We start from the raw sequence: 21651 nt of genomic DNA on the forward strand, positions 1-21651 counted from the left end.
AGCAATGGCACTGATTGTTCAAAAATATGGTGGTACCTCGGTAGGAAATATCGAGCGTATCCAAAACGTAGCGAATAAGGTCGCTAAGTTTGTCGATGAAGGGCATCAGGTGGTGGTGGCCGTTTCTGCAATGAGCGGAGAAACCAACCGTCTGACGGCGCTGGCGCATGAAATTCAAGCGCGTCCCTCTAAGCGCGAAATGGATGTTTTGTTGACCACGGGAGAGCAGGTGACAATTGCATTGCTGAGCATGGCGTTGCAAGAAAAAGGGTATCCTGCAGTGTCTTATACGGGGTGGCAGGTACCGATTAAAACCGATGCCGTGCATAGCAAAGCACGTATTGAAGATATTGATTCGGAAAAAATCTTTGGCCAGCTCAATGAGGGCAAAGTCGTCGTCGTTGCCGGTTTCCAAGGCGTTACACCGGATGGCGATATTACCACTTTGGGGCGCGGTGGCTCGGATACTACCGCAGTAGCCCTTGCCGCCGCCTTAAATGCGGATGAGTGTCAGATTTACACCGATGTGGACGGGGTGTATACCACCGACCCGCGTGTTGTGCCGGAAGCCAAGCGTCTGGATCACATTACCTTTGACGAAATGTTAGAAATGGCCAGTTTAGGGGCCAAGGTTCTACAGATTCGTTCGGTCGAGTTTGCCAGCAAATACAACGTGCCGTTGCGCGTACTGTCTTCAATGCAAGAGGGCGGCGGTACTTTAATCATTTCAGAAGAGAAGTTTAAGGACATTGAAATGGAAAAACCGCTGATCTCGGGTATCGCGTTCAGTCGCGACGAAGCGAAATTAATGATTTTAGGTGTGCCAGACAAGCCAGGTGTGGCTTATCAAATTCTTGGGCCAATTTCGGATGCGAATATCGAAATCGATATGATCATCCAAAACCAAGGCGTAGACGGTACGACTGATTTCACCTTTACCGTAGCACGCGGCGATTTGGCGCCAGCTTTGGAGATTCTGCAAAGCACTGCGAATAAACTGGGCGCGCGTGAAGTGTTGTCGGATGACACCATTGTTAAGATTTCAATGGTCGGTGTCGGAATGAAATCGCACTCAGGCATTGCCAGCCGTATGTTCAAGACACTGGCGGACAACGACATCAATATTCAAATGATCGGTACGACGGAAATTAAGATTTCAGTGGTGATTGATGAATCTAAATTGGAACTGGCTGTACAATCGCTTCATGAGGCGTTTGAGCTGGATAAATAATCCCAACAGGCCTGTTCAGTTTTTAAGCCCGGTTTATCCGGGCTTTTTTGTTTTTAGGAGCGTGTTTTTTATTATTAAGCCTATACGTTTGTTTGCTTATTATAGAATTTATCTGGCCAAGATAAGAACTTTGAATTTTTAACGCCTCCTCTCCGGTGTTTTAATGGAAATAATCCTATGTTTTTTAGGGAATATTCGGTACCAGGAGGGTTGCCATGCAAGAGTTCTTACGTTTTAGACAATCCCATGCTGTTTTATGCAAAGCCAGTATGGTTTTTCTGATAGCCGCAGCCGTGGGTGGCTGTAGCAGTGGTGGCAATGGTGACGTTGAAGTGTGTAATGTTCCCCAAGAAGCCTTTTTAACCACCCAAGAACGGATTGGGGGCGCCATTTCCTCCATTGAAATCACCGATAAAGATGGCACGCAATGGGCCATTTATAACTTGGCCAATGAGCTGCGATCAACGGTTGTGGGAAATCTTAAAAGCAGTGAGTATTCCGTTGAGCTTGGTGGATTTATCCGAGACATCGCCTTGGTGGATTTCAATGGAACTCAGTACGCTATTCTTGCCATGGGGGATGAAGGGATTGCGGCTGTTGATGTGAGTGATCCTATGAACATGTCTGTCGTAGCCAGTGTGAAGGTCAATTACGAACAAACCGGTTTGATTTGGACCGAAGGTGGCGGCGATATAATCGGCGATGATGAGGAGACCAACACCATCTCCAGTAGCCGTGCACCGATTACTTCTGTAGCGGTTTACGATGACGGTGACGAGAACACGCCGCTGCAACTATTAATCGGAGATGAAGGTTACGGATTGCATAAAACGGATTTGGCGAATCTATTTGATACCGAGTTGGGCCGTGAACTAGATGGAACACTGAAAATTGATTCTGAAGCATATACATTGCAGTATGCAGGTGAGAACCCGTGGGGAGGCCCTAAAGGGCTGACACTTTATGGTTCTGGGGCAGATCAAAAATTGTTTGTTGCCCAAGGTTTTCTGGGGTTAGGGGTATATGATCCGCAGACACTGCAAAAAGTGGGACAATACAACCTTTACACGGATGCAAGTGAAACGAACGGAGGAGAGGACTGGTTTATTGATCTGAATGTCGCTACCGCTGTTCAAGGTGCCGATTATCTGGATGCGTGTACCGGAATGCCTAACTACATGCAGGCGAATTTTGAGATTCAACAGGTTTGGCATGGTGATGTAGAGGCGCCCACGCCATGGGCTGATTTTGATCGATATGGAAAATACTACTACGACGCGCGTGATGTGACCGTCAATACCTTTAATGCCGGTACAGGATCCGAAAAAACTATTGCCTATGTTGCCTATGGTTTAGCCGGTATGGTGGCAGTGGATGTTACCGGTTATCAAAACGCTGGGGCACGTAATGAAGTGTGTGATGCAAACTTGGATGATGCCAAGCCATTTATGGAGGGAAGTTATTTAGGCTACGTACCTGCCGTTCCAGCTCACGGACCGGATGATGTGACCGGTGAAGAAGCCCAAAGTCTCTATCCGTATTTTGGTGTGGGGATGCTCAAAGAAGCGGGTATTGTCGATGTTAAATTGGATACGGTAAACAATCATGTGTATTTCTCGGATCATTTCGCGGGTTTGATGGCGATTGGTAATGCCGATGATCCTAGCCAGTGGCATGGTTCTGCTGCCCCTTATAATAACGATGAAGCAGGGGGAACATTAGGTGATCACTGGCCAGACTACGAGTTTGTTACCTCTTATGATATGACGCCGATTCCAGACGGTGAAGAAGAGATACCGAGTTTTATTTATGAAACACCTATTCTGCTTGCGACGGGAGAAGTGAGCGGACACGGTAATCGTTTTGCATTGACATCAACTTTTGACTCTTCGGCTTCAGGTTCTGTGGATGTCACGCTGACCGCGGGCGGTGGCGGATTGAACTTTATTGATATCAATCTGGGTGCCGATCCTAAATTCGAGGTACCGGTGCATTTTGCAACGACGGATGAAGTTGGCGCAGCCGTCGATGGCAGTGCTACGGCAGAAATTAACATCGGTCATTCGGAGGGGGTAACCTCTTACGGGAATCTACTCTTTCTGGCGGACGGACCCCATGGTATGACTGTGTGGAAGATCGCGGACGAAGAGTGTAATGCCACGGATGATGTGCATGTTGTAGCCAATACCTTGCAAAGCGAATATTCCGAAACACTGGGGGCAGAGACGATTGAACCAACGCCTCATGCATACGATGTGGTGCTGGATGTAGAAAATCAAGCCGCGCTGGTGATGTCGCAAAGCCGTGGTTTACGTCGGGTAACCGTACCGGAAGAGGGAGAGGTAGGTACGCCTGTCCTGCTTTATCCGACGGCGTCCGATATTTTTGAACACAATACCGATTCCGGAAATGTGGTCGATTATCTTCACATGCAAGATCATACTTATGGCGTGGCGTTGAAAGGCAGTCTGGCCTTTACGGCCGACGGCAGTAATGGCTTGACTGTTTACGATCTCAGTAAAGACCCGAGTGATCCAACCAGTGGTTTTGTCGTGAGTAACATTGGCGGTGAAACCGATTCTCAGCCGGATTTGGGTCGAGCTTCCAGTGTGGCACTTTGGGATGATGATACGACAGGTAAATCCTACGCTTTCGTTGCTGCCGGCAGTAACGGTGTCGGTGTGGTAGATATTACTGACGTGAATAACATGGCCCTGGTCAAAGTGTTTGAACCTAAAAAAATGGAAGACGACCATGTTGGTAAAGCAGACGGTAAGAGCGTTGTCGTTAAACTGGTTGATGATCATGCCATCTTTACCTACGACAGTTTTGGCGTGGTGGCCTACCGAATCAGCGATCTGATCGAACCCTTAGCGGAAGGGACGGATCCAACCAAAATATGGGCCCATGGTGGTGATGATCAACGCCCTGATGCGGTTGCCCGTTTCAAACTGCAAGATCCAACACTATTTGGCAGTGCTGATTTAGCTGAGTTAGATGGCGGAGCGGCCGGTATGGAAATTGTTGAAGTGGGCGGTAAAAACTGGGTTTATATCGCTTATGGGGATGCGGGCGTGATTAAGGTCGATTGGACCACTCTAGCCAACCCTATATTGAGTCAACATATGAATACGGTGGGTTCTGCATTGGATGTCACCGTGATTAATGGTCGGGTTTATGTGGCCGACAGTGGTGGCGGCCTGGTGTTGATTAAATAAAAATCGTGTTGTTCTTTATAAAAAGCCCGCTAAGCGGGTTTTTTTATATCTGGTAGGAATTAATAATAGTGGGTTAATAAATATTAGATAATACTTATAAAACAGAATAAAAATTCTCAATTATCTGAAAGACGACAAAGGCTTACACTTAATTTAACAGGTTAAGGAAGAATTGTTATGTTGGTGCTAACACGCAAGGAAGGAGAGTCGCTGTTGATTGGCGACAATATCAAATTAACCGTTCTTGCCGTTAAGGGGGGGCAAGTGCGTGTCGGAATTCAAGCACCGCAAGAAGTCAATATTCATCGTGAAGAGCTTCTGGCAGATGGTGGGGCTGAGGAGATCTTAAATGCAACTTCGCTGAGTACAGCGACTAAAAAGTGCTGTTAAATCCCAGAGTTGCAAAATCATTCGCGGATTTCATTTACAAACACTTCAAATCTAAATCGAATATCAGGGGTAAAAAAAACGCATAAAATTCCCCTAATTGGTTTACAACCTCCCTTATAAACGGTATTATACGCGCCTGAATTCGGAGACGTGGCCGAGAGGCTGAAGGCGCTCCCCTGCTAAGGGAGTATGGGGTTTGTAGCTCCATCGAGGGTTCGAATCCCTCCGTCTCCGCCATTTTCAGTTGTTGTGGTTTGACTGAAACAAAAATCTAAAATTAGAGTTGACTCTCCAGGATTTCACTCTATAATACGCCACATCAAAACAAAGCGCCCGTAGCTCAATTGGATAGAGTACTCGGCTACGAACCGAGCGGTTAGGGGTTCGACTCCCTTCGGGCGCGCCATTATTCTTAAACCCCGTTTAGTCATCAGATTAAACGGGGTTTTTTATTGCCTGTAATTTTCCATTTTTGCTTGTTTGTCCATTCCGCGAAAACTTTATAGTAAAAAATGTTTTCAAAACTGTTTCTATTATTTAGGATTAAATGATGCTTTGATTGAAATGCACTGTTATTAGGATGTTTGAAAGGAGCGGGGTATGACTCAACCAAGAGATCTTTATTTCTATGGCTTGGCGGCTTTTGCAATTACGGTCAGTGCCCTTGCTCTTTTTGTATCATGGCTTGCAGGTGCCGATTATAAAGTGGTTCTAGATGCGTTGACTGTTGGGGTGGTGATTCTTGCGGGGGCTGCGATGATGACAATGCTGTTTGATCTCTCCGCTGCTTTGACTTTAAATGGCGCGTCCTGGTTGATCTGGATGAATATGCGTCCGGTGTTTGAGAACCTGAATTTAAAGTCTTCCTATGAAGAAGATTATGTGGCCGGTTCGGCCACGTCTTTGTTTCAGGAGGTTCCCTGGTGGTCGGAAGACCTGTTCTTTTACCTTTTTTTGGCAGGTATTGTGGTCATCTTTATTGCGTTTTTCTTTCGACGATAAGGCCTAAAATTGATTAAATGCACGGTTTATTGAATTTAAAAGTTAACTTGTATGAATGAAGGTAAGGCTAATCTACCGGGGGTGAATATGGATAATCAGGGGAGGTTGTTTTATGTCATGGGGCCTTCCGGCGCAGGAAAAGATACCTTGATGAATTATGCCCGTGATCGTTTGGCAGAGGCGCCGGTGGTATTTGCCCACCGTTATATCACTCGCCCGGTGGAGTTGTTGGGGGAGAATCATATCCATCTTTCCGAAGCGGAGTTTGCTAACCGCTTGGCGCGTGGTTGTTTTAAGTTCGACTGGTCGAGCCACGGCTGGCGTTATGCCTTGGGCAGAGAAGTCGATCTGTGGTTGTCTATGGGGCTGAATGTGGTCATGAACGGGTCGCGCGGCTATTTTGAACAGGCCTGTTCACTTCATCCGGAGTTGGTGCCGGTATTGATTACCGCATCGGAAGAAACCTTGCGCCAGCGCCTGATTCAGCGGGGGCGTGAAAGCGCATCGGAAATTGAAGAGCGTATCCAGCGTGCTGCAGAGTATGAAAGTGTGCAGCACCCTGCGCTTTGTCGAATTGAAAATGAAACCACCATTGCAGATGCAGGTGATCGTTTGGCGAAACTGTTAAATCAGGCCGAAGACAACAGTTTGAGACGAGGATAAATATTCTATGAGACGACGCGGTTTAAAGTGGGCAGGCCTGATGAGTCTGCTGTGCATTTTCAGCTCTCCGGTGTCTGCTCAAACCTCTCAGGCCAATGAGGAGATGCCGATTTTTGATAGTCACCTGCATTATGGCGGGGAAGACACGAAAGCGTTTACTCCCGAACAGATTATGGCGATCTTTGACCGTAACCGTGTGACGCATGCGTTGATTTCCAGTACGCCGAATGATGGTACAGAAGCCTTATATCGTTATGCTCCGGATCGGATTATTCCATTTTTGGGGGTGTATGAAACCCTGAAAGATAAGCGCGATTGGATGCATGACGAGAGCGTTCTGCCAAAAGTGGAGCTGGCGCTGAAAAAGGGGATTTACCGCGGGATTGGTGAGTTTCATATTTTCGCTCAGGACCGTCACAGTCCGGTGTTGAAAGGTATCGTCAAGCTGGCGCAAAAACACGGACTCATGTTACAGGCGCACGGAGACGCCGAGATTATTGACGAGATATTTTCGATGGCCCCCGATGTGACCGTGTTATGGGCACATATGGGAACGCGTCCGCAGCCGGATTTTCTGCGTCAGGTGTTGCAGCGTCATCCACACAACCTCTATATCGATACCTCCGTGCGCGACACCTTGTTGTTAGGGACGGACGGTTACTCCGATCATCGCGGTTTAACCCCCGAATGGAAGCGGCTATTTATCGACTATCAGGATCGTTTTATGGTCGCGGTAGACACCTTCAGTGTGAACCGTTGGAAAACATTTGATTCAGTGGTCACCGATATTCGCGAATGGCTCTCTCAATTGCCGGAGCCGGTAGCGAGAAAATTGGCCTATGAAAATGCCCAGCGCCTCTTTTTGAATAAACAGGGGCGTGAATAAGTTTAAAAGAGAGAGATCCGGATAGAACAACGGCCCATTATTTGGGCCGTTTGTTTTTAAAGGTAGATAGTGTGTGTTAATTAAGAGGCTGAAGGCGCTTCCACAACGGGAGCGCTAATCTCTACTGAGGAGGTTTCACCAGCGGTGACAGCTACATTTTGTGTGCCGATGAAGTAAAGTTCGTCTCCTGATACCTCAGTGTCTTCCGCGTCGGCATGGCAGGTAAAGGCAACGGTGTAACTGCCTTCGGTCAAATAGCCCGCTTCAAACTCATAGGCGCTAGATTCACCGTTATATGTGACCAAAGCCGTCGTCACCGGATCGGTTTCCGCCCCACTGATGTCATTTAGAGTGGCATCTGAACCACTAAACAGATAAACCGCATTGTAGGTATCCGGATCTTCATCCGAGCAGCTCCAGTTGTCAGCATTGCTGGTGACGAGTTCCGTTGCAACGCTTCCGGAAATGTGCCCGGTCAAATCATCCTGGGTCAGTTTCAGCACAGGTTTCAATTTATATTCGCCGTTGCCTTGAACCACAATCGATTTACGCACGTCGAAATCAATAGTAAATGCCGCTTCGCCGTTTTCTGGAATGGTGATGTCGCCTTTCACTTTTAAGCCGGTTTGTGAGCCGCTAGGAATGTCCAGTTCGTGTTCTGAGTTGTCGGATAAAACGATATACGAATCGTAGACATCGTCCTGAACCGCATTTACATGCAGGCGGAATTCAGAGTAGGCTCCGCTTTCCAGTGCTTGACCGGTAAGCAACTGATAGTTTTGGCTGCCTTGAAGCTCTAAAAGGTTAATTTGTACCGGTTCGTCAAAAGGAATTTCGATCCACTCTTCAGTGGCAGTCGTTTCCTCAGTGGTGGCTTCGATTTGTTTTTTAATCGACACGCCGGTGAACTCTATCCATACCGCATTGGCTTCATCGATAGGAGCATCCGTTAAGCTGAGGTTTAGCGTTCCGGTTCCGCTTGAGCTGTCGCCGGAACCACCGCCACAGCCGGTTAATAATATCGGCAGTGCCAACAGGCCTGCTGTCATCATTCTCTTCATGGTTCGCTCCCTATTATGGTGTTATTGCATGAGCCATTATAAACAATAAACAGAATGTATGAGTGTGTGAAATAATCCCATTTACGTAGAGTATAAAGTCATTGAATGGGTAAAATATTTTGACCAGGCCTGGTCATAAAAAAGCCCCGAAAAACGGGGCTTTTAGGCTGGTGGATAGCAAGGGTTACGGCAATACAAAACCGATGGTTTCGTGTACTGCTTTTAAGGTTTGTTGTGCCTGTTCACGGGCTTGATCCGCCCCTTTTTGCAGAATAGCGCGCAATTCACCCTCGTCTCCGCGGATTTGATGGAAGCGTTCTTGAATTGGGCGCAGATATTCCACCACCAGTTCACCGAGTTCCACCTTCAAGTGACCGTACATTTTGCCTTCAAAGTGTTTGACAACCTCTTCGATTGACTGGTCGCTAATGACCGAGTAGATGGTGAGCAGGTTGGACACACCGGGTTTGTTTTCAACGTCATAGACGATTTCGGAGCCGGAGTCGGTGACCGCTTTTTTGAACTTTTTAATGATTTTCTTAGGGTCGTCCAGCAGGGCGATAAAGTTATCTTTGTTTTCGTCCGACTTGGACATTTTAGACGTCGGGTCCTGTAAGCTCATAATGCGTCCGCCGGAGGTGGCCGGAGGAATAAACGGTTCAGGCACTTTGAACAGTTCTTTTTCAAAGCGGTTGTTGTATCGCACCGCCAGATCGCGTGTCAGCTCCAAATGCTGCTTCTGGTCAGCACCAACAGGCACCATCTCGGTTTGATAGAGCAGAATATCAGCCGCCATCAATACTGGATAGTCAAACAACCCTACATTGATGTTTTGCGCGTGCTTTTGGGATTTATCCTTGAACTGAGTCATGCGGTTCAGTTCGCCCATGTAGGTTGAACAGTTCAAAATCCACGCCAGTTCAGCATGTTCCGGCACATGAGACTGGATAAACACGGTGCTTTTTTCAGGATCAATGCCGGAAGCCAGATACAAGGCCACAAAATCCAAGCTGCGGTTATACAGGTCTTGCGGATCTTGTTCCACGGTAATGGCATGCATGTTGACCAGTGAGAACAGGCAGTTGTAGTCATCCTGCATTTTGACCCAGTTTTTGATCGAGCCAATGTAATTGCCGATCATCAGATCGCCGGAAGGTTGAATGCCGCTGAAAAGAGTGGGTTTGCTGTTTGTCATGATGAATGCTTAATGTGAATAATATTTAAAGTGTTAATCTTGCTTTCGAAAATGGGCGTTATTTTCTCACTTTCTGAGCCGAAAGACTAGCCGCTGCGCGTGTTTGTCTGCTTAAAACAGAAAGGGGATGAGACGCTTGCTGCGTTGTTGGTAGCCGATGTATTCCGGTAGGTTTTCACTCAGCAGGTGCTCTTCGTAACTGAGTTTAATCAGCAGTACCAGAAACAAGGCCGTATACAGCCCGATTGCGATCCAGTCGGGATAGCGAACCAGCAGTGGGATGAAGAACAGCAAGATCGAGAAATACATCGGGTGACGTATAAAACGATAGGGGCCGTGAGTAATGATTTCAGTGTCTTCCCGCGGGTCGGGCACGATATTGAATTCGCCCAAATGCATAGTAGCGACGGCCCAGATGCCAATGGCGGCGGCAATGATCTGTACGGCGAGAATAAACGGGTTAAGGCTTAAAGGCAATACGAGTAACAGGGCGACGATAATCGCAAATTGCGCGGTGACGAGGGTAAAGGAGGCAAAAGGGTGTTTAATGTGAGTCATGACCAGGCCTGTTGAACATAAAAAATTCTATCTAAACGCGCCAGCCATATTGAGTGAAATGACTGGCAGCGCTAAATGAATAGGTGAAGTTGATGATTTTATTGTACACAGAAGCCGGAATGAAAAAACCTTCTTCAGGTTTTACTCAAAACTCTGTCCTAAATCACCGCCGGTCATTTCCCGGTAAATGTGGCTGGCGTTCTGTTTGTGGGTCTGCTCGTAGACCGGGCGATGGCGGTACGCGGATTGATCAATCGTTTCCGCATCAGCTTCGCTGCCGCCGCGAGCAATGAGTTCCGCGACCTCTTTATGCATGAACTTCAGATAATCGTAGGTATCCTGTTTTACTTGCTGCAAAGTGGTCGGAGCGCCGTGGCCGGGAATCACGATTACGTCTTCTGGCATAGCATTCATAAAGTGCTCAAAGGTTTCCACCCATTTTTGTGTGTCCGTATAGGAGAATAGCGCCAGCATGCGCTGGTTGTAGGCGAGGTCACCGGGTAAGACAATGTTGCGTTTAGGCAGGTATACGATGGTGGAGCCAGGGGTGTGTCCTGGGCCAAAATTCAGGATTTCTACTGTTTCGCCACCACCGACATCGACGGTGATTTTGTCATCAAAGGTGGTGAAATGATCCGATACGTCGCGCGCGCCTTCCGTCAATTCGTGGCCCACGCGCGTTCCCCAGCTGTGTTTGATGTGTTCAAAAGCGTTATGAAAATCGCGGTTAGCTACGCTGTGCGAGTAAAGGTTTTTGACGCCGATATCGACCCAATAGCTTGCACCCAGATAGGCGTGTCCTTGACTGTTTTCCACGGCGACCCATTTAACCGGCTTATCGGTAATCTGCTTGATCAGCTGATGGAAAGAGTAAGCAACAGCCGGACTGGGGCCGGCATTGAAGACAAATACACCGTCTGTAAACTCGATGAATGTCAGGTTGTTATTGAGGCCAAAGTTGGACGGGTTGTGCCAAATCAGGCTGCCAACCACGGTGTACACGCCATCAGCTACTTTGGCTGGTTTAGGAAGCGGGAGGGTTGAGCCAATATATCCGGCCTGCCTGAGTGTGCGGTTTACTTCTTGGTGGTATTGGTTTATCGCTTGTGCGCTAGCGGTAAAGCCGTATTTTTCAAGTTCTTTGGCATAGGTAGCAAAGCTGTCGCTGTATACGTCGTTGGCTTGGCTGGGTGCGATGAATACGGTCGGAATGAGAGAAAAAAGCGTGGTCAGAAGAGTCGTTTTCTTCATGTCGATATGCTCCTTTGCATAAATTGAATCAAGGGTGAGCGGAATTAGGGTTGAACGCTGCCAGTGACCGGTTTGCTAAAAAAGGTGCTGACGATGAGTCTGATACTGTAAGGGTGTTTTTTGTTCCACGGCATCAATGCCATGCAGCGGGCCAGAAAGCAGTAGTCGAACAGAATCATGGCGGTGGTGCCGAGAATGACCAGGTAGTAGATGGAATAGAGTCCTGGCACTAAAGCCACAAGAAGCAGTAGCAAATAGGCGATGCGTACCTGAACGGCAAAATTGGAGAGTTGCGGCGTCATTGCATAAAAGTGCAGTGTTTGTACTAGGGTTAAGCCGATGGTGACGTAGAGGAGAATGGGATCCCAGATGACGCCGGCAATGAGGAGTAAATCGGTAAGTGTCCAGTAGATCCAGATTTGGTTAATTTGAGGTTTAGGCATCGGCTTAATCGTTTGTTAATCGTTGGCGATACTCCGCCAACAGGTTTGTGTAATTTCATCCAAATAGCTCATTAACGGTCGTTCGAGCATATGGTCCAAGTTAAGCTGAATCAGGCGCATAATGCCGCCGAAACTGCTGGCTGCCGCCACCATGATATCCATGTCGCGCACCACGCCTTCTTCCATGCCTTGAGCAATCACGTCGCGCAAGGTCATAAACGGTTTGGATGAACAAACGGGCGGTAACTCCGGCATAAACTCTTTGTGGCGGGCATTGAGCAAAAATTGCATGACGTGTGGATGCTCCACCGCCGTTTGCATCATCCATTCACAGAAAGCATAAAAACGAGACCAGCTGTCTTGATGTTGGGATAGGATCGCCTGTTGTTCATTGTCAATTTGTTGCAACAGTACCGCCATCAAGGTTTCCGCAATGGTCTGTTTATCTTTGAATGCGTGATAAATAGAGCCTGTACTTACGCCACTGTGTTTGACCAGATCGGGGATCGAGGTGTTAAAAAACCCTTTATCCACGAATAAGCAAAGAGCGCTGTTCAGCACTTTCAGTTGGGTGGCTGGAAGTGATTGATGGTTCAGGTACGACATAGTATGAAATTTCCTAGTTTTAGAATTTTCATTCTAGAATGTTTATTCTAGTCCGATTGGTTGAAATAAGCAAGTGACTTACAAATGGGTTTGAAGCAAAGTGAACAGTCTGTGAAGCCATGATCACCCTTTACGCCTTTAAGGGGCAGGGCGTTTTTCTCAAAAAGGAACTTTGCATTGAAATATAAGCCGTTACGCTCTATTTTACCTTGCTTGGCAGAGGATAAGGCTTTGGGTTGGCATGAATGATTTAAATAAGGTACTAATGTGGGTTTATGCGAATGCGTAAAGGCTTTTAACTAAGATCAAAAGCCGCTAAAATGATCTTTTAAATATATCTAACGCTTATTTTGGCATTCTATGCAACGAATCATTCGTACACTCACCTCTTTTTTCTCGAATCGGGTCTCTTCTGCTCACTCTGGCGCTCCGGGCGGCCATCCCCCTAAAGTCATCTCCAGATCGACGCATGGCATATCGCGCAAGGATATCGATAAATCTGCGCTGGATGTGCTGTACGGATTAAAAAGAGCGGGGTATGAAGCCTATCTCGTGGGCGGCTGTGTTCGCGACCTGCTGTTGGGTCTCGAGCCTAAAGATTTTGATGTCGTCACCAATGCAGAGCCGGAGCAGGTTAAGGAAGTGTTTAAACGTCGCTGCCAGTTGATCGGCCGACGTTTCCGCTTGGCGCATGTCCGCTTTGGGCGTACGGTGATCGAAGTGGCCACATTTCGCGGTAATGGAGAAGGGCAGGATCGCAAAGATTTCTTTGGGCGTAATGGCAAGTCAAGTGGTCGAGCCCGTGAGGTGGACGACTCCGGGCGTTTATTGCGCGACAACGTTTACGGCACGATTGACGAAGATGTCTGGCGTCGCGATTTCACCGTGAATGCGCTTTATTACAATATTAAGGATTTCAGCGTCATCGATTATGTCGGCGGCATGAAAGACATTAAAGCCGGAAATTTACGTCTGATTGGCGATCCGGTGACACGCTACCGTGAAGATCCGGTGCGTATGATCCGTGCCGTGCGGTTTGCGGCAAAACTTGGATTTAATATTGAAAAGGCGACGGAAAAACCGATCAGTGAGATGGCAAATCTGCTTGGTGATGTATCCAATGCGCGTCTTTTTGAAGAGGTGTTAAAGCTCTTTCATAGCGGCCAAGGGGTGGAAGTGTTTGAAAAGCTGCGCCACTTCGATCTGTTTAAATATCTTTTCCCGCTTACGGAGCAGTTGTTATCTCAAGAGTCCAACCATTTTCCACGCATGATGGTGATCGAGGCGCTGAAAAGTACCGATGCGCGCATTCGTTCCGGTAAGTCCGTTAATCCGTCCTTTCTGTTTTCAGCAATGTTGTGGGAGCCGATGATGCAACGTCGTCAGGCGCATTTGGATAGTGGAATGGTGCCGCAGGATGCGTTTTATGCGGCGGCGAATGATGTCATTGAACAGCAGATCCGTGCCACAGCCATTCCCAAGCGTTTTACCGCGCAGATGCGTGATATTTGGAACTTGCAATTCCGCTTGCATCGCCGCCAAGGCGCGCGTGCGCAAAAATTGGTGGAGCATCCTCGCTTCCGTGCCGCCTATGACTTTCTTGGCGTGCGCGTCGCTGCAGGAGAGAGTGAATTAAAAGCGTTGTTTGATTGGTGGACGGAGTATCAGGAAAAGGATCCGGTTGCGCGGGTTGCATTCGCGAATACGGTGGATAAAGGCGGCAAAAAGCGCCGTAGAAGACCAAGAAATCGTAACTATTTGCGTAAGCGCAGCCAGAAAAACCGCAGCGACTCTGGCGACAGCCAGTCTGAACAGGCCTGATCAGGGTGACAAAACACAGTGTTTATTTAGGATTGGGCAGTAATCTGGATCAGCCGATCATGCAGATTCAAGATGCGTTGGCGGCTGTAGATGCTTTGCCGCAAACTTGTTTGAAGCAACGCTCCAGGCTGTACGCTTCCAAGCCGTTGGGACCACAGGATCAACCCGATTTTGTCAATGCCGTTTGCCGCATTGAAACTGAGCTCTCTCCATGGGGCTTGTTGGAGGCGTTGCAGGGCATCGAGCAAACTCAAGGACGGATAAAGAAACGTCATTGGGGCGAACGCTGTATTGACCTCGATATTTTGCTTTATGATGATTTACAGATTTCCGATGCGCATTTACAGGTGCCGCACAAAGAGATTGCCCTGCGCGATTTTGTACTCTTGCCTTTGGCGGAAATCGCACCAGGCCTATTGATTCCTGGAAAAGGGCGTGTAGACGTTTTAATTTCGCAATTGACGGAAACTTATGTCATCCCTTTGCAAACCGATCAAACTAACCAACCTGGTGTCGGTTAAATTCCCACTTTTTTATTTGGATTGTCATGCGTAAAACATTGTCACAATTAAACAAGCTCTATCGTGAGGGCGAAAAGATTGCCTGTCTCACGGCGTACGATGCCAGTATGGCGCACTGGGTAGCAGAGTCCGGTGTGGACGTGATCCTTGTAGGGGATTCATTGGGCATGGTCGTACAAGGTCACTCTACGACCTTGCCGGTGACGTTGGATGAGATGATCTATCATACGCAGATGGTGCAGAGAGGCAATCAGCAGGCCTGGTGTATTGCTGACTTACCATTTATGGCGGATGCCAGCATGCATGATACCTTGCACGCCGCAGGGCGCTTGATGAAGGAAGGTGGCGCCAATATGGTGAAGCTCGAAGGTGGCGAACGTGTTGCTCCGATGGTTAGGGCATTGAGTGACTTAGGCGTTCCGGTTTGCGGACATCTTGGGCTTTTGCCGCAGTCGGTGGAAAAGTACGGTTATCAAGTAAAGGGTCGAGACCGGGAGTCAGCCGAAAGATTGCTCGAAGAAGCGATGATGCTGCAGGAGTCGGGCATTGATATGCTGGTGCTGGAGTGTGTGCCTTCGGAGTTGGCGAAAAAGATCACGCAAACTTTGTGTATTCCTGTCATTGGAATCGGTTCTGGAGCAGATACTTCCGGACAAGTATTGGTAATGCACGACCTGCTTGGGTTAACGGTGGGCAAAGCGCCGAAATTCTCACACAACTTTTTGCAGGACGCCAACAGTATACAGGCGGCTTTTGCCGCTTACGTACAAGCGGTTAAAAATGGGGCGTTTCCTCAAGCCTGTCATGAGGTAGGGTAATGCAGGTTTTCGAACAGGTTTGCGCACTAAAAGAGCAGGTTCGTCATTGGAAATCCGAGGGCTTGCGCATTGGCTTTGTACCGACGATGGGGAATTTGCATGCTGGTCATTTAAGCCTGGCTGAATTGGCCAAGCAGAAAGCCGACCGAGTGGTGGTGAGTATTTTTGTGAATCCCCTTCAGTTTGGCCCAGATGAGGATTTTGAACGTTATCCGCGTACATTTGAAGCGGACTGTGAGCAGCTTCAGGCGCACTCGGTCGATGCGCTGTTTTTTCCGCAGGTGGATGAGATGTATCCATCCGGAACATCGCAGACACGGGTGATTGTTCCAGACGCATTAACCGGTTTGCTTGAAGGCAAAAGCCGTCCAGGGCATTTTGATGGTGTGACGACAGTGGTTGCTAAGCTGTTTAATGTGGTTCAACCGGATGTGGCGGTCTTTGGTCAAAAAGATTTTCAACAGTATGCCGTAATCGAGCGTATGGTGACTGATTTGGCAATGCCGGTGGAATTGGTTCGTGCTCCGATTGCCCGCGAAGAGGACGGTTTGGCACTGAGTTCGCGTAATCAATATTTGAATGAAGCTCAAAGGCAAATCGCTCCTAAACTTTACACGGTTTTGTGTGATGTGGCGACGGCGCTCGAATCAGGCAACCGCAATTTCTCCGACTTGGAAAGTGTCGCGACACAAAGTTTATTGGCAGAAGGATTTGATGCGGTTGATTACATTGCAATTGTCGATCCGCTTACGTTGTTACCTGCAGTAGAGAGTCAAACCCGTTTTGCTGTGTTAGCGGTGGCTCGAATGGGAGCGACACGTTTACTGGATAATATTCTCGTCACGTCCGCTTGAACCGATGCTTTTTAAACGCCTATATTAGAGATAACAATTTCTTGATTTTATGAGCTTTTCTACCCTGATCGGTTTGTTTGCCGGAATTTCAATCGTGCTGGTGGCGATGTCAATGGGATCTTCCATTTCGCTGTTTGTTAACGTCCCTTCTGTGATGATTGTGGTGGGGGGGACGATAGCGGCTACGATGATTCGCTATTCGATGAAAGAGAGTTTTGAGGCGATTGGGCTTTCGTTTAGTGTGTTGAAAGTCGATAAGCAAATCAAGGATCTGAACCAGCTGGTCGATATTACCGAGGATCTGTTGCGTCTGGTGCGCAATAAAGGGATGCTTGCCATGGAAGGCTATGAAATCAATCACGATTTTTACCGCGATGGCGTGCGTATGCTGGTGGATGGCTATTCCCCTGAGCTGGTGAAGCAGAGATTAAAAGAGCAGAACCGGATGCTGGTGGATGGAGCGGAAACCGCGGCCGGCGTATTTCGCTCGATTGGTGAAGCCGCTCCCGCGTTCGGGATGATGGGAACCCTGGTGGGGCTGATTCAAATGTTGGCCAATCTCAGCGATCCTAACAGCATCGGTCCGGCGATGGCAGTGGCGATGCTGACCACGCTTTACGGTGCGATGATCGCCAATTTGTTTGCACTGCCTACTGCCGATAAAATAGAGTCCTGGGCGCAAGGGGAGTCCTATCGTCAGCAGATGATTATCGAAGCGATAGACAGCGTTGCCCAAGGACATAACCCAGCGGTAATGCGCGATTTGCTTGCCCCTTATCTTCATGCTAAACAGAAGCGAGCGCTTGAAGATGGCTAAAGCAAAAGGAGGGGCGCCTTGGCTGGTGACCTTTGCGGATTTAATGTCTTTGCTGATGGCGGTATTTGTGCTGCTTTTTGCCATGTCCTCTTTAGAAATTCCCAAGTATAGAACGATAGTTGAGTCTTTGACGGATGCCTTGGGGCATGGCATGACCTTGTCGAATGATCAAGTGGCTTATTTTAATGCCCTCAAAGCAAACGATCAGACACAGCAGGACAGCGAAAAGACTCCGATTGACCAGTTGTACCCGCTTTATGAGAGTCTGATTGAGCGCTTTGCTCAAGACGAAAGTCAGAGCGGAGCGAACACCGTGAAAATAGATTATGATCCCTTGAAGGATGGCATTTTGGTGACCTTTCCCGAACAAATCGCATTTGATCCGGGTAAGGCGAAATTGAAACCGGAGTTTGTGTCACTGCTTTATAGGTTTGAAGGCTTTAAGCAGCCGGGTGTTTTTGTGAAGGTGATCGGCCATACCGACTGTCGTCCTGTGATCGGTGGGCGCTTTGAATCGAACTGGGAGCTTTCCAGCGCGCGTGCGGCGAGCGTGATCGAAGCGTTGATTAATCAAGGATTGATTGATCCTGCAAGGGCTCAGGCAATAGGGGTGGCGGATACCCGTCCGGTCAGTGATGGTGATAGTGAAGAGGCTTTGGCTAAAAACAGGCGGGTAGAGATTTGGGTGCGTAGTAAAGAAGCCGAATCCATTCCGCTAGCCCAATAAAGCACAATGGAAGGCTCGGAGGCAACCAGGCCTGTTCGGTTTAGTGTTGTGGATTTACAAAATAAAAAGCCACCTAAAGAAGATTGCCTTAGGTGGCTTTTCTGTTATAGCTAAGCTGTTTTTAGCCGGCTTTCATCATTTGCACCGGAATGGTGTTGCGTGTGTGGGTGATTTTATTCTCGCCGTCTACGTACACCAGCTTCGGTTTAAATTGATCCGCTTCACTCTCTTCCATGGAGGCGTAAGCGGCAATAATCAACAGATCGTTAGGATTGGCTTTATGTGCGGCTGCGCCATTTACAGAGATGATTCCGGTGTTTTCTTCGGCGCGAATCGCATAGGTAGTAAAGCGCTTACCATTGTTAATGTTGTAAATCTGGATTTGCTCGTATTCACGGATACCGGCAACGTCCATTAAATGGCCGTCAATGGCACAGGAACCTTCATAATCCAGTTCAACATGCGTCGCGGTGACACGGTGTAATTTGCATTTTAAGAGTGTAACTTGCATAGGAATCTCTTCTGTTCGATTGAATGGGATCACCATTACTCAACTTAAATTCAAATTCAAGCTGCGAAATCAGTCGTTGAGCGCGATATTATACTGACTTTTAAAGAAAAAAACAGAAAACAAAAACCCCGCGTTTAAGCGGGGCAATTGAGTGATCTGAAGAAGGGCGGAGTGATAACGTTAGGCCCAACCTGAATCGCTTTAACCGGTGTTACGCATCCCTGCGGCAATCGCATTGATGCTGTTAAGCAGCGGCGTCAGCCAAACATTGCGTTCTTCTTCACTTAAAGATTCGTCTTTATAGCGACGCAGCACGGCAACTTGGATGTTGTTCAACGGTTCCAGGTATGGCGTACGGCGGCTCAAAGAACGAGCTAAGCCGGGTGTTTCCGCCATCAGGTACTCATTTCCGGTGATCTCCAGAATATGCTTGACGCCACGAGTATGTTCTTCAGCGATCATGTTATAGATCTTCTGAGCGACTTCCTGATCGTGCCCTAATTTGGTGTATTCGGCACCGATTTTCAGGTCGGTTTTGAACAGCGCCATTTGGATGTTGCTGAGCAGACCATTGAAGAACGGCCAGTTTTTATACATCTCTTTGAGCATGGTATCGTCACCGTGCTCCTTAATCCAGCTATCCAAAGCATAACCGGTTCCTTGCCAAGCCGGGAAGGTTAAGCGTGCTTGCGCCCAGCCGAAAATCCATGGAATGGCACGGATTGACGATTTGGACAGGTTGCCTTTCTTACGGTGAGAAGGGCGCGAGCCGATATTCAGTAAACCGATTTCCGTTACCGGGGTAGCCTGGTAGAAGAACTCGAAGAAACCTTCGGTATGGTCGGTCAGCTCACGGAAGCACTGCTCTCCCTGCTCAGCCAGTTTCTGCATGGTTCGCAGGTATTCTGGGTTATCCGCCTTAGGTGGTTTGATCAGGCCGGTACTGGCTTTCATCAACCCGGTCACACCCAATGAAAGTTCATACATGGCGGTTTCGGTGTTGCTGTACTTGTATGACAGTACTTCACCCTGTTCAGTGAATTTGATGGCTCCGCGAACCGTTCCGGTTGGCTGAGACAGGATCGCATGATGGGTTGGTCCGCCTCCACGGCCCACTGTACCACCGCGACCATGGAATAGACGGCAATCGATGCCATACTGGTCTGCCAGCTCCATAATGGATTGCTGAGCTTGATACAGGCTCCATGCTGAGGATAAGTTACCGCCGTCCTTAGCGGAATCGGAGTATCCCAGCATGATTTCTTGCTGATTACCGGATGATTCCAGCATCACGCGATAGGTGTCGTTTTCCAGCAATGCTTGAGTCACCGGAACAATGTGTTTCAAGTCCTCAATGGTTTCAAACAGAGGGCTGATGCGGATATCGCAATAAGGTTTTCCGGCATTGTAACCAGCCAAACCGGCTTGGTGCGCGAGGAACAGCACCTCCATGACATGGCTGGCTTCATGCGTCATGGAGATGACATAATTGTTAAAGGCCTTAGGGCTGATTTCCTTGCGCATTTTGCGAATAACATTAAAGACTTCCAGCACCTCTTTGGTCATGTCTTTAAGGTCAAGGTGCTGAGTGTCGATGATGGTCGCTGAACCGACATGCTGTGCCAGGAGTTCGAGTTTTTCCGACTCTGAAAGCGCGTTATAGTCAATATTCAAATGTGACAGCAGGTCGGCAACGGCTTCGCTGTGCACGGTCGATTCTTGGCGAATGTCCAGACGCATCAGATAGAAACCGAAGGTCTGCACCAAGCGGATCAAATCTTGTAGATCGGCGTTAGCCACGTTTTCATCACCGTGTTCACACAAGGATTTATGAATCAATTGCAGGTCGCTCAGCAATTCGTCTTCCGAGTTGTAAGCAAACGGTGATTTCTTGATTGGACTGCCGTTCAGTTTGGCTTCTACGTAATTCAGGTTTTGTTGTAGGCGTCCGCGAATCAGGTAAAGGAAACGACGGTAAGGTTCATCACGGAAACGTTCCGGGCGTTTTTTAAAGACCATTTCCATCAGGTCAGCGTCCACAATGGTGGCCTTGTTGATCAGGTCCTGATTGATGTCGCTGATAAAACGAGAGTGAGTCAATTTATGACTTAAATCGAAGACGCGGTTTTGATATTCATAAAGTACCGAACGCGTTTGCAGCAGAAGCGCTTTAACCGTCGTGTCATGGGTGACGAACGGGTTACCATCACGGTCACCTCCGATCCAGGAACCAAATGTCAGGAAATTCGGCGTCTCGATTTTGTCGTCCGGATAGAAGCGGCCAAGCGCACGTTCCATGTAGCGGTAGACTTGCGGAACCGCACTGAACAGCGACTGGCGGAAGTAGTAGATCCCGTTACGGATTTCGTCTTCCACGGTTGGTTTCATGCGACGCACTTCGTCGGTTTTCCACAGGACTTGAATTTGGTACTGCAGCTTTTTGATGACTTCTTCTTGTGCGTAAGGGTTGTTATAGGCTTCCGCCTCATTCAGTTCGCCCAGGGTCAGGAATATTTTGCGCAGGTTTTCCATCACGGCACGACGTTTCGATTCCGTCGGATGCGCGGTAAACACCGGGATGTAGTTCAGCTTGTTAAGCAGAAGTTGCACTTCGTCGGCACTGTAACCACGTGTTTTGAATTCTTCAATGGTTTTAAGGACAGAACCTTCCCATAGTGGGCCGTCCGATTTCAGTTGACTTTGACGTTCGTGATACTGGTGCTCCTCTTCCGCCAGGTTAACCAGGCTAAAGTAGATGTTAAAGGCGCGAATAATCAGAATCAGATCGTCTGCAGATTGTTCTTCGATAAACTTGGTCAATTCGGCGCGAAGTTCCGGGTCATCCTGTTCGTGAAGTTGAATGTACCCAGTGCGCAGTTTTTCGATTGCATCCAAAACGGGTTTGCCGACTTGGGTTTCGATGATTTCACCTAGAAGACTTCCAAGTAACTTGACGCGTGCTCTAAGTTGCTTATCTCGCTTTTCTGCAGCCATTTTTACTCTCAGTTTTTATAAACAAAATTGGGGGAATTATAACAGAATCTATAGGGGAGTTAACAGAGACTTGGCCCTAATACG

At 48.1% G+C, this 21651-nt stretch carries 20 protein-coding genes and 2 tRNA genes; 14 read left to right on the forward strand and 8 right to left on the reverse strand.

Features of this window, described 5'->3' with window-relative positions; all coding sequences use genetic code 11:
- Positions 1 to 4 precede the first annotated feature (4 nt).
- The 8 genes from QCB44_RS02410 to QCB44_RS02445 all read left to right on the forward strand — a co-directional run bounded on the left by QCB44_RS02410 (position 5) and on the right by QCB44_RS02445 (position 7390).
- Entirely contained in the window at positions 5 to 1231 is a 1227-nt protein-coding gene (locus QCB44_RS02410) for an aspartate kinase (RefSeq protein ID WP_279407734.1), read from the forward strand.
- A gap of 215 nt (positions 1232 to 1446) precedes the next feature.
- Positions 1447 to 4449 carry a hypothetical protein gene (locus QCB44_RS02415; RefSeq protein WP_279407735.1) on the forward strand — a complete coding sequence of 1001 codons (3003 nt, stop codon included), beginning with the start codon at positions 1447 to 1449 and terminating at the stop codon, positions 4447 to 4449.
- A 177-nt stretch (positions 4450 to 4626) separates the two neighbouring features.
- Positions 4627 to 4839: a carbon storage regulator CsrA gene (csrA, locus tag QCB44_RS02420; RefSeq protein WP_279407736.1), complete on the forward strand. Its 213-nt coding sequence runs from the start codon at positions 4627 to 4629 to the stop codon at positions 4837 to 4839.
- Between the two features lie 144 nt (positions 4840 to 4983).
- Positions 4984 to 5076: transfer RNA gene (locus QCB44_RS02425), tRNA-Ser, on the forward strand.
- Positions 5077 to 5168: 92 nt separating this feature from the next.
- Positions 5169 to 5245: transfer RNA gene (locus QCB44_RS02430), tRNA-Arg, on the forward strand.
- Between the two features lie 194 nt (positions 5246 to 5439).
- Complete coding sequence (locus QCB44_RS02435) at positions 5440 to 5841, forward strand: hypothetical protein (RefSeq protein ID WP_279407737.1); 402 nt, start codon at positions 5440 to 5442, stop codon at positions 5839 to 5841.
- A gap of 51 nt (positions 5842 to 5892) precedes the next feature.
- Positions 5893 to 6504, forward strand: a complete 612-nt coding sequence (phnN, locus tag QCB44_RS02440) for a phosphonate metabolism protein/1,5-bisphosphokinase (PRPP-forming) PhnN (protein WP_279407738.1) — start codon at positions 5893 to 5895, stop codon at positions 6502 to 6504.
- A gap of 7 nt (positions 6505 to 6511) precedes the next feature.
- Positions 6512 to 7390 carry an amidohydrolase family protein gene (locus tag QCB44_RS02445; RefSeq protein ID WP_279407739.1) on the forward strand — a complete coding sequence of 293 codons (879 nt, stop codon included), beginning with the start codon at positions 6512 to 6514 and terminating at the stop codon, positions 7388 to 7390.
- Positions 7391 to 7470: 80 nt separating this feature from the next.
- On the opposite strand, the gene QCB44_RS02450 is transcribed toward QCB44_RS02445, so the two are convergent.
- The 6 genes from QCB44_RS02450 to QCB44_RS02475 form a co-directional block, all read right to left on the reverse strand.
- A complete protein-coding gene (locus QCB44_RS02450) occupies positions 7471 to 8451 on the reverse strand; it encodes a DUF4382 domain-containing protein (protein WP_279407740.1) in 981 nt (326 codons plus the stop codon).
- 184 nt (positions 8452 to 8635) lie between these two features.
- A complete protein-coding gene (gene trpS / locus QCB44_RS02455; RefSeq protein ID WP_279407741.1) occupies positions 8636 to 9646 on the reverse strand; it encodes a tryptophan--tRNA ligase in 1011 nt (336 codons plus the stop codon).
- A gap of 111 nt (positions 9647 to 9757) precedes the next feature.
- Entirely contained in the window at positions 9758 to 10204 is a 447-nt protein-coding gene (locus QCB44_RS02460) for an isoprenylcysteine carboxylmethyltransferase family protein (protein ID WP_279407742.1), read from the reverse strand.
- A 141-nt stretch (positions 10205 to 10345) separates the two neighbouring features.
- The gene (locus QCB44_RS02465; RefSeq protein WP_279407743.1) at positions 10346 to 11455 is read right to left on the reverse strand and encodes an MBL fold metallo-hydrolase; all 1110 of its coding nucleotides are present in this window, start codon (positions 11453 to 11455) and stop codon (positions 10346 to 10348) included.
- A gap of 44 nt (positions 11456 to 11499) precedes the next feature.
- Positions 11500 to 11898, reverse strand: coding sequence for a hypothetical protein (locus QCB44_RS02470; protein ID WP_279407744.1), 399 nt, complete (start codon positions 11896 to 11898; stop codon positions 11500 to 11502).
- Between the two features lie 15 nt (positions 11899 to 11913).
- Entirely contained in the window at positions 11914 to 12504 is a 591-nt protein-coding gene (locus tag QCB44_RS02475; RefSeq protein WP_279407745.1) for a TetR/AcrR family transcriptional regulator, read from the reverse strand.
- A 360-nt stretch (positions 12505 to 12864) separates the two neighbouring features.
- Here QCB44_RS02475 and pcnB point away from each other — a divergent pair, with 360 nt between their 5' ends.
- The 6 genes from pcnB to QCB44_RS02505 are packed head-to-tail and all read left to right on the forward strand — an operon-like array spanning position 12865 to position 18062.
- Positions 12865 to 14325 (forward strand): polynucleotide adenylyltransferase PcnB, encoded by a 1461-nt coding sequence (pcnB, locus tag QCB44_RS02480; protein WP_279407746.1) that lies wholly within the window; start codon positions 12865 to 12867, stop codon positions 14323 to 14325.
- A 5-nt stretch (positions 14326 to 14330) separates the two neighbouring features.
- Positions 14331 to 14846, forward strand: coding sequence for a 2-amino-4-hydroxy-6-hydroxymethyldihydropteridine diphosphokinase (gene folK / locus QCB44_RS02485; protein ID WP_279407747.1), 516 nt, complete (start codon positions 14331 to 14333; stop codon positions 14844 to 14846).
- A gap of 26 nt (positions 14847 to 14872) precedes the next feature.
- Positions 14873 to 15664, forward strand: a complete 792-nt coding sequence (panB, locus tag QCB44_RS02490) for a 3-methyl-2-oxobutanoate hydroxymethyltransferase (protein ID WP_279407748.1) — start codon at positions 14873 to 14875, stop codon at positions 15662 to 15664.
- On the forward strand, positions 15664 to 16518 hold the full coding sequence (gene panC / locus QCB44_RS02495; protein ID WP_279407749.1) for a pantoate--beta-alanine ligase: 855 nt from the start codon (positions 15664 to 15666) through the stop codon (positions 16516 to 16518). Before panB ends, panC begins: the two co-directional genes overlap by 1 nt.
- Before the next feature lie 49 nt (positions 16519 to 16567).
- Positions 16568 to 17335: a MotA/TolQ/ExbB proton channel family protein gene (locus QCB44_RS02500; protein ID WP_279407750.1), complete on the forward strand. Its 768-nt coding sequence runs from the start codon at positions 16568 to 16570 to the stop codon at positions 17333 to 17335.
- Positions 17328 to 18062, forward strand: coding sequence for a flagellar motor protein MotB (locus tag QCB44_RS02505; RefSeq protein ID WP_279407751.1), 735 nt, complete (start codon positions 17328 to 17330; stop codon positions 18060 to 18062). The genes QCB44_RS02500 and QCB44_RS02505 overlap by 8 nt, the downstream gene beginning before the upstream one ends.
- A gap of 121 nt (positions 18063 to 18183) precedes the next feature.
- Here QCB44_RS02505 and panD read toward each other — a convergent pair whose 3' ends face one another.
- Entirely contained in the window at positions 18184 to 18573 is a 390-nt protein-coding gene (panD, locus tag QCB44_RS02510) for an aspartate 1-decarboxylase (protein ID WP_279407752.1), read from the reverse strand.
- A gap of 201 nt (positions 18574 to 18774) precedes the next feature.
- On the reverse strand, positions 18775 to 21567 hold the full coding sequence (gene ppc / locus QCB44_RS02515) for a phosphoenolpyruvate carboxylase (RefSeq protein WP_279407753.1): 2793 nt from the start codon (positions 21565 to 21567) through the stop codon (positions 18775 to 18777).
- Positions 21568 to 21651: the final 84 nt, after the last annotated feature.

The organism is Thiomicrorhabdus sp. zzn3 (assembly GCF_029767755.1).
In the GTDB taxonomy this organism is placed as follows: Bacteria; Pseudomonadota; Gammaproteobacteria; order Thiomicrospirales; family Thiomicrospiraceae; genus Thiomicrorhabdus.

Bases quoted from the DNA above. Each gene is read 5' to 3' on its own strand.
- QCB44_RS02410 (WP_279407734.1), top strand. From the start codon at position 5: ATGGCACTGATTGTTCAAAAATATGGTGGTACCTCGGTAGGAAATATC.
- QCB44_RS02415 (WP_279407735.1), top strand. From the start codon at position 1,447: ATGCAAGAGTTCTTACGTTTTAGACAATCCCATGCTGTTTTATGCAAA.
- csrA (WP_279407736.1), top strand. From the start codon at position 4,627: ATGTTGGTGCTAACACGCAAGGAAGGAGAGTCGCTGTTGATTGGCGAC.
- QCB44_RS02435 (WP_279407737.1), top strand. From the start codon at position 5,440: ATGACTCAACCAAGAGATCTTTATTTCTATGGCTTGGCGGCTTTTGCA.
- phnN (WP_279407738.1), top strand. From the start codon at position 5,893: ATGAATGAAGGTAAGGCTAATCTACCGGGGGTGAATATGGATAATCAG.
- QCB44_RS02445 (WP_279407739.1), top strand. From the start codon at position 6,512: ATGAGACGACGCGGTTTAAAGTGGGCAGGCCTGATGAGTCTGCTGTGC.
- QCB44_RS02450 (WP_279407740.1), bottom strand. From the start codon at position 8,451: ATGAAGAGAATGATGACAGCAGGCCTGTTGGCACTGCCGATATTATTA.
- trpS (WP_279407741.1), bottom strand. From the start codon at position 9,646: ATGACAAACAGCAAACCCACTCTTTTCAGCGGCATTCAACCTTCCGGC.
- QCB44_RS02460 (WP_279407742.1), bottom strand. From the start codon at position 10,204: ATGACTCACATTAAACACCCTTTTGCCTCCTTTACCCTCGTCACCGCG.
- QCB44_RS02465 (WP_279407743.1), bottom strand. From the start codon at position 11,455: ATGAAGAAAACGACTCTTCTGACCACGCTTTTTTCTCTCATTCCGACC.
- QCB44_RS02470 (WP_279407744.1), bottom strand. From the start codon at position 11,898: ATGCCTAAACCTCAAATTAACCAAATCTGGATCTACTGGACACTTACC.
- QCB44_RS02475 (WP_279407745.1), bottom strand. From the start codon at position 12,504: ATGTCGTACCTGAACCATCAATCACTTCCAGCCACCCAACTGAAAGTG.
- pcnB (WP_279407746.1), top strand. From the start codon at position 12,865: ATGCAACGAATCATTCGTACACTCACCTCTTTTTTCTCGAATCGGGTC.
- panB (WP_279407748.1), top strand. From the start codon at position 14,873: ATGCGTAAAACATTGTCACAATTAAACAAGCTCTATCGTGAGGGCGAA.
- panC (WP_279407749.1), top strand. From the start codon at position 15,664: ATGCAGGTTTTCGAACAGGTTTGCGCACTAAAAGAGCAGGTTCGTCAT.
- QCB44_RS02500 (WP_279407750.1), top strand. From the start codon at position 16,568: ATGAGCTTTTCTACCCTGATCGGTTTGTTTGCCGGAATTTCAATCGTG.
- QCB44_RS02505 (WP_279407751.1), top strand. From the start codon at position 17,328: ATGGCTAAAGCAAAAGGAGGGGCGCCTTGGCTGGTGACCTTTGCGGAT.
- panD (WP_279407752.1), bottom strand. From the start codon at position 18,573: ATGCAAGTTACACTCTTAAAATGCAAATTACACCGTGTCACCGCGACG.
- ppc (WP_279407753.1), bottom strand. From the start codon at position 21,567: ATGGCTGCAGAAAAGCGAGATAAGCAACTTAGAGCACGCGTCAAGTTA.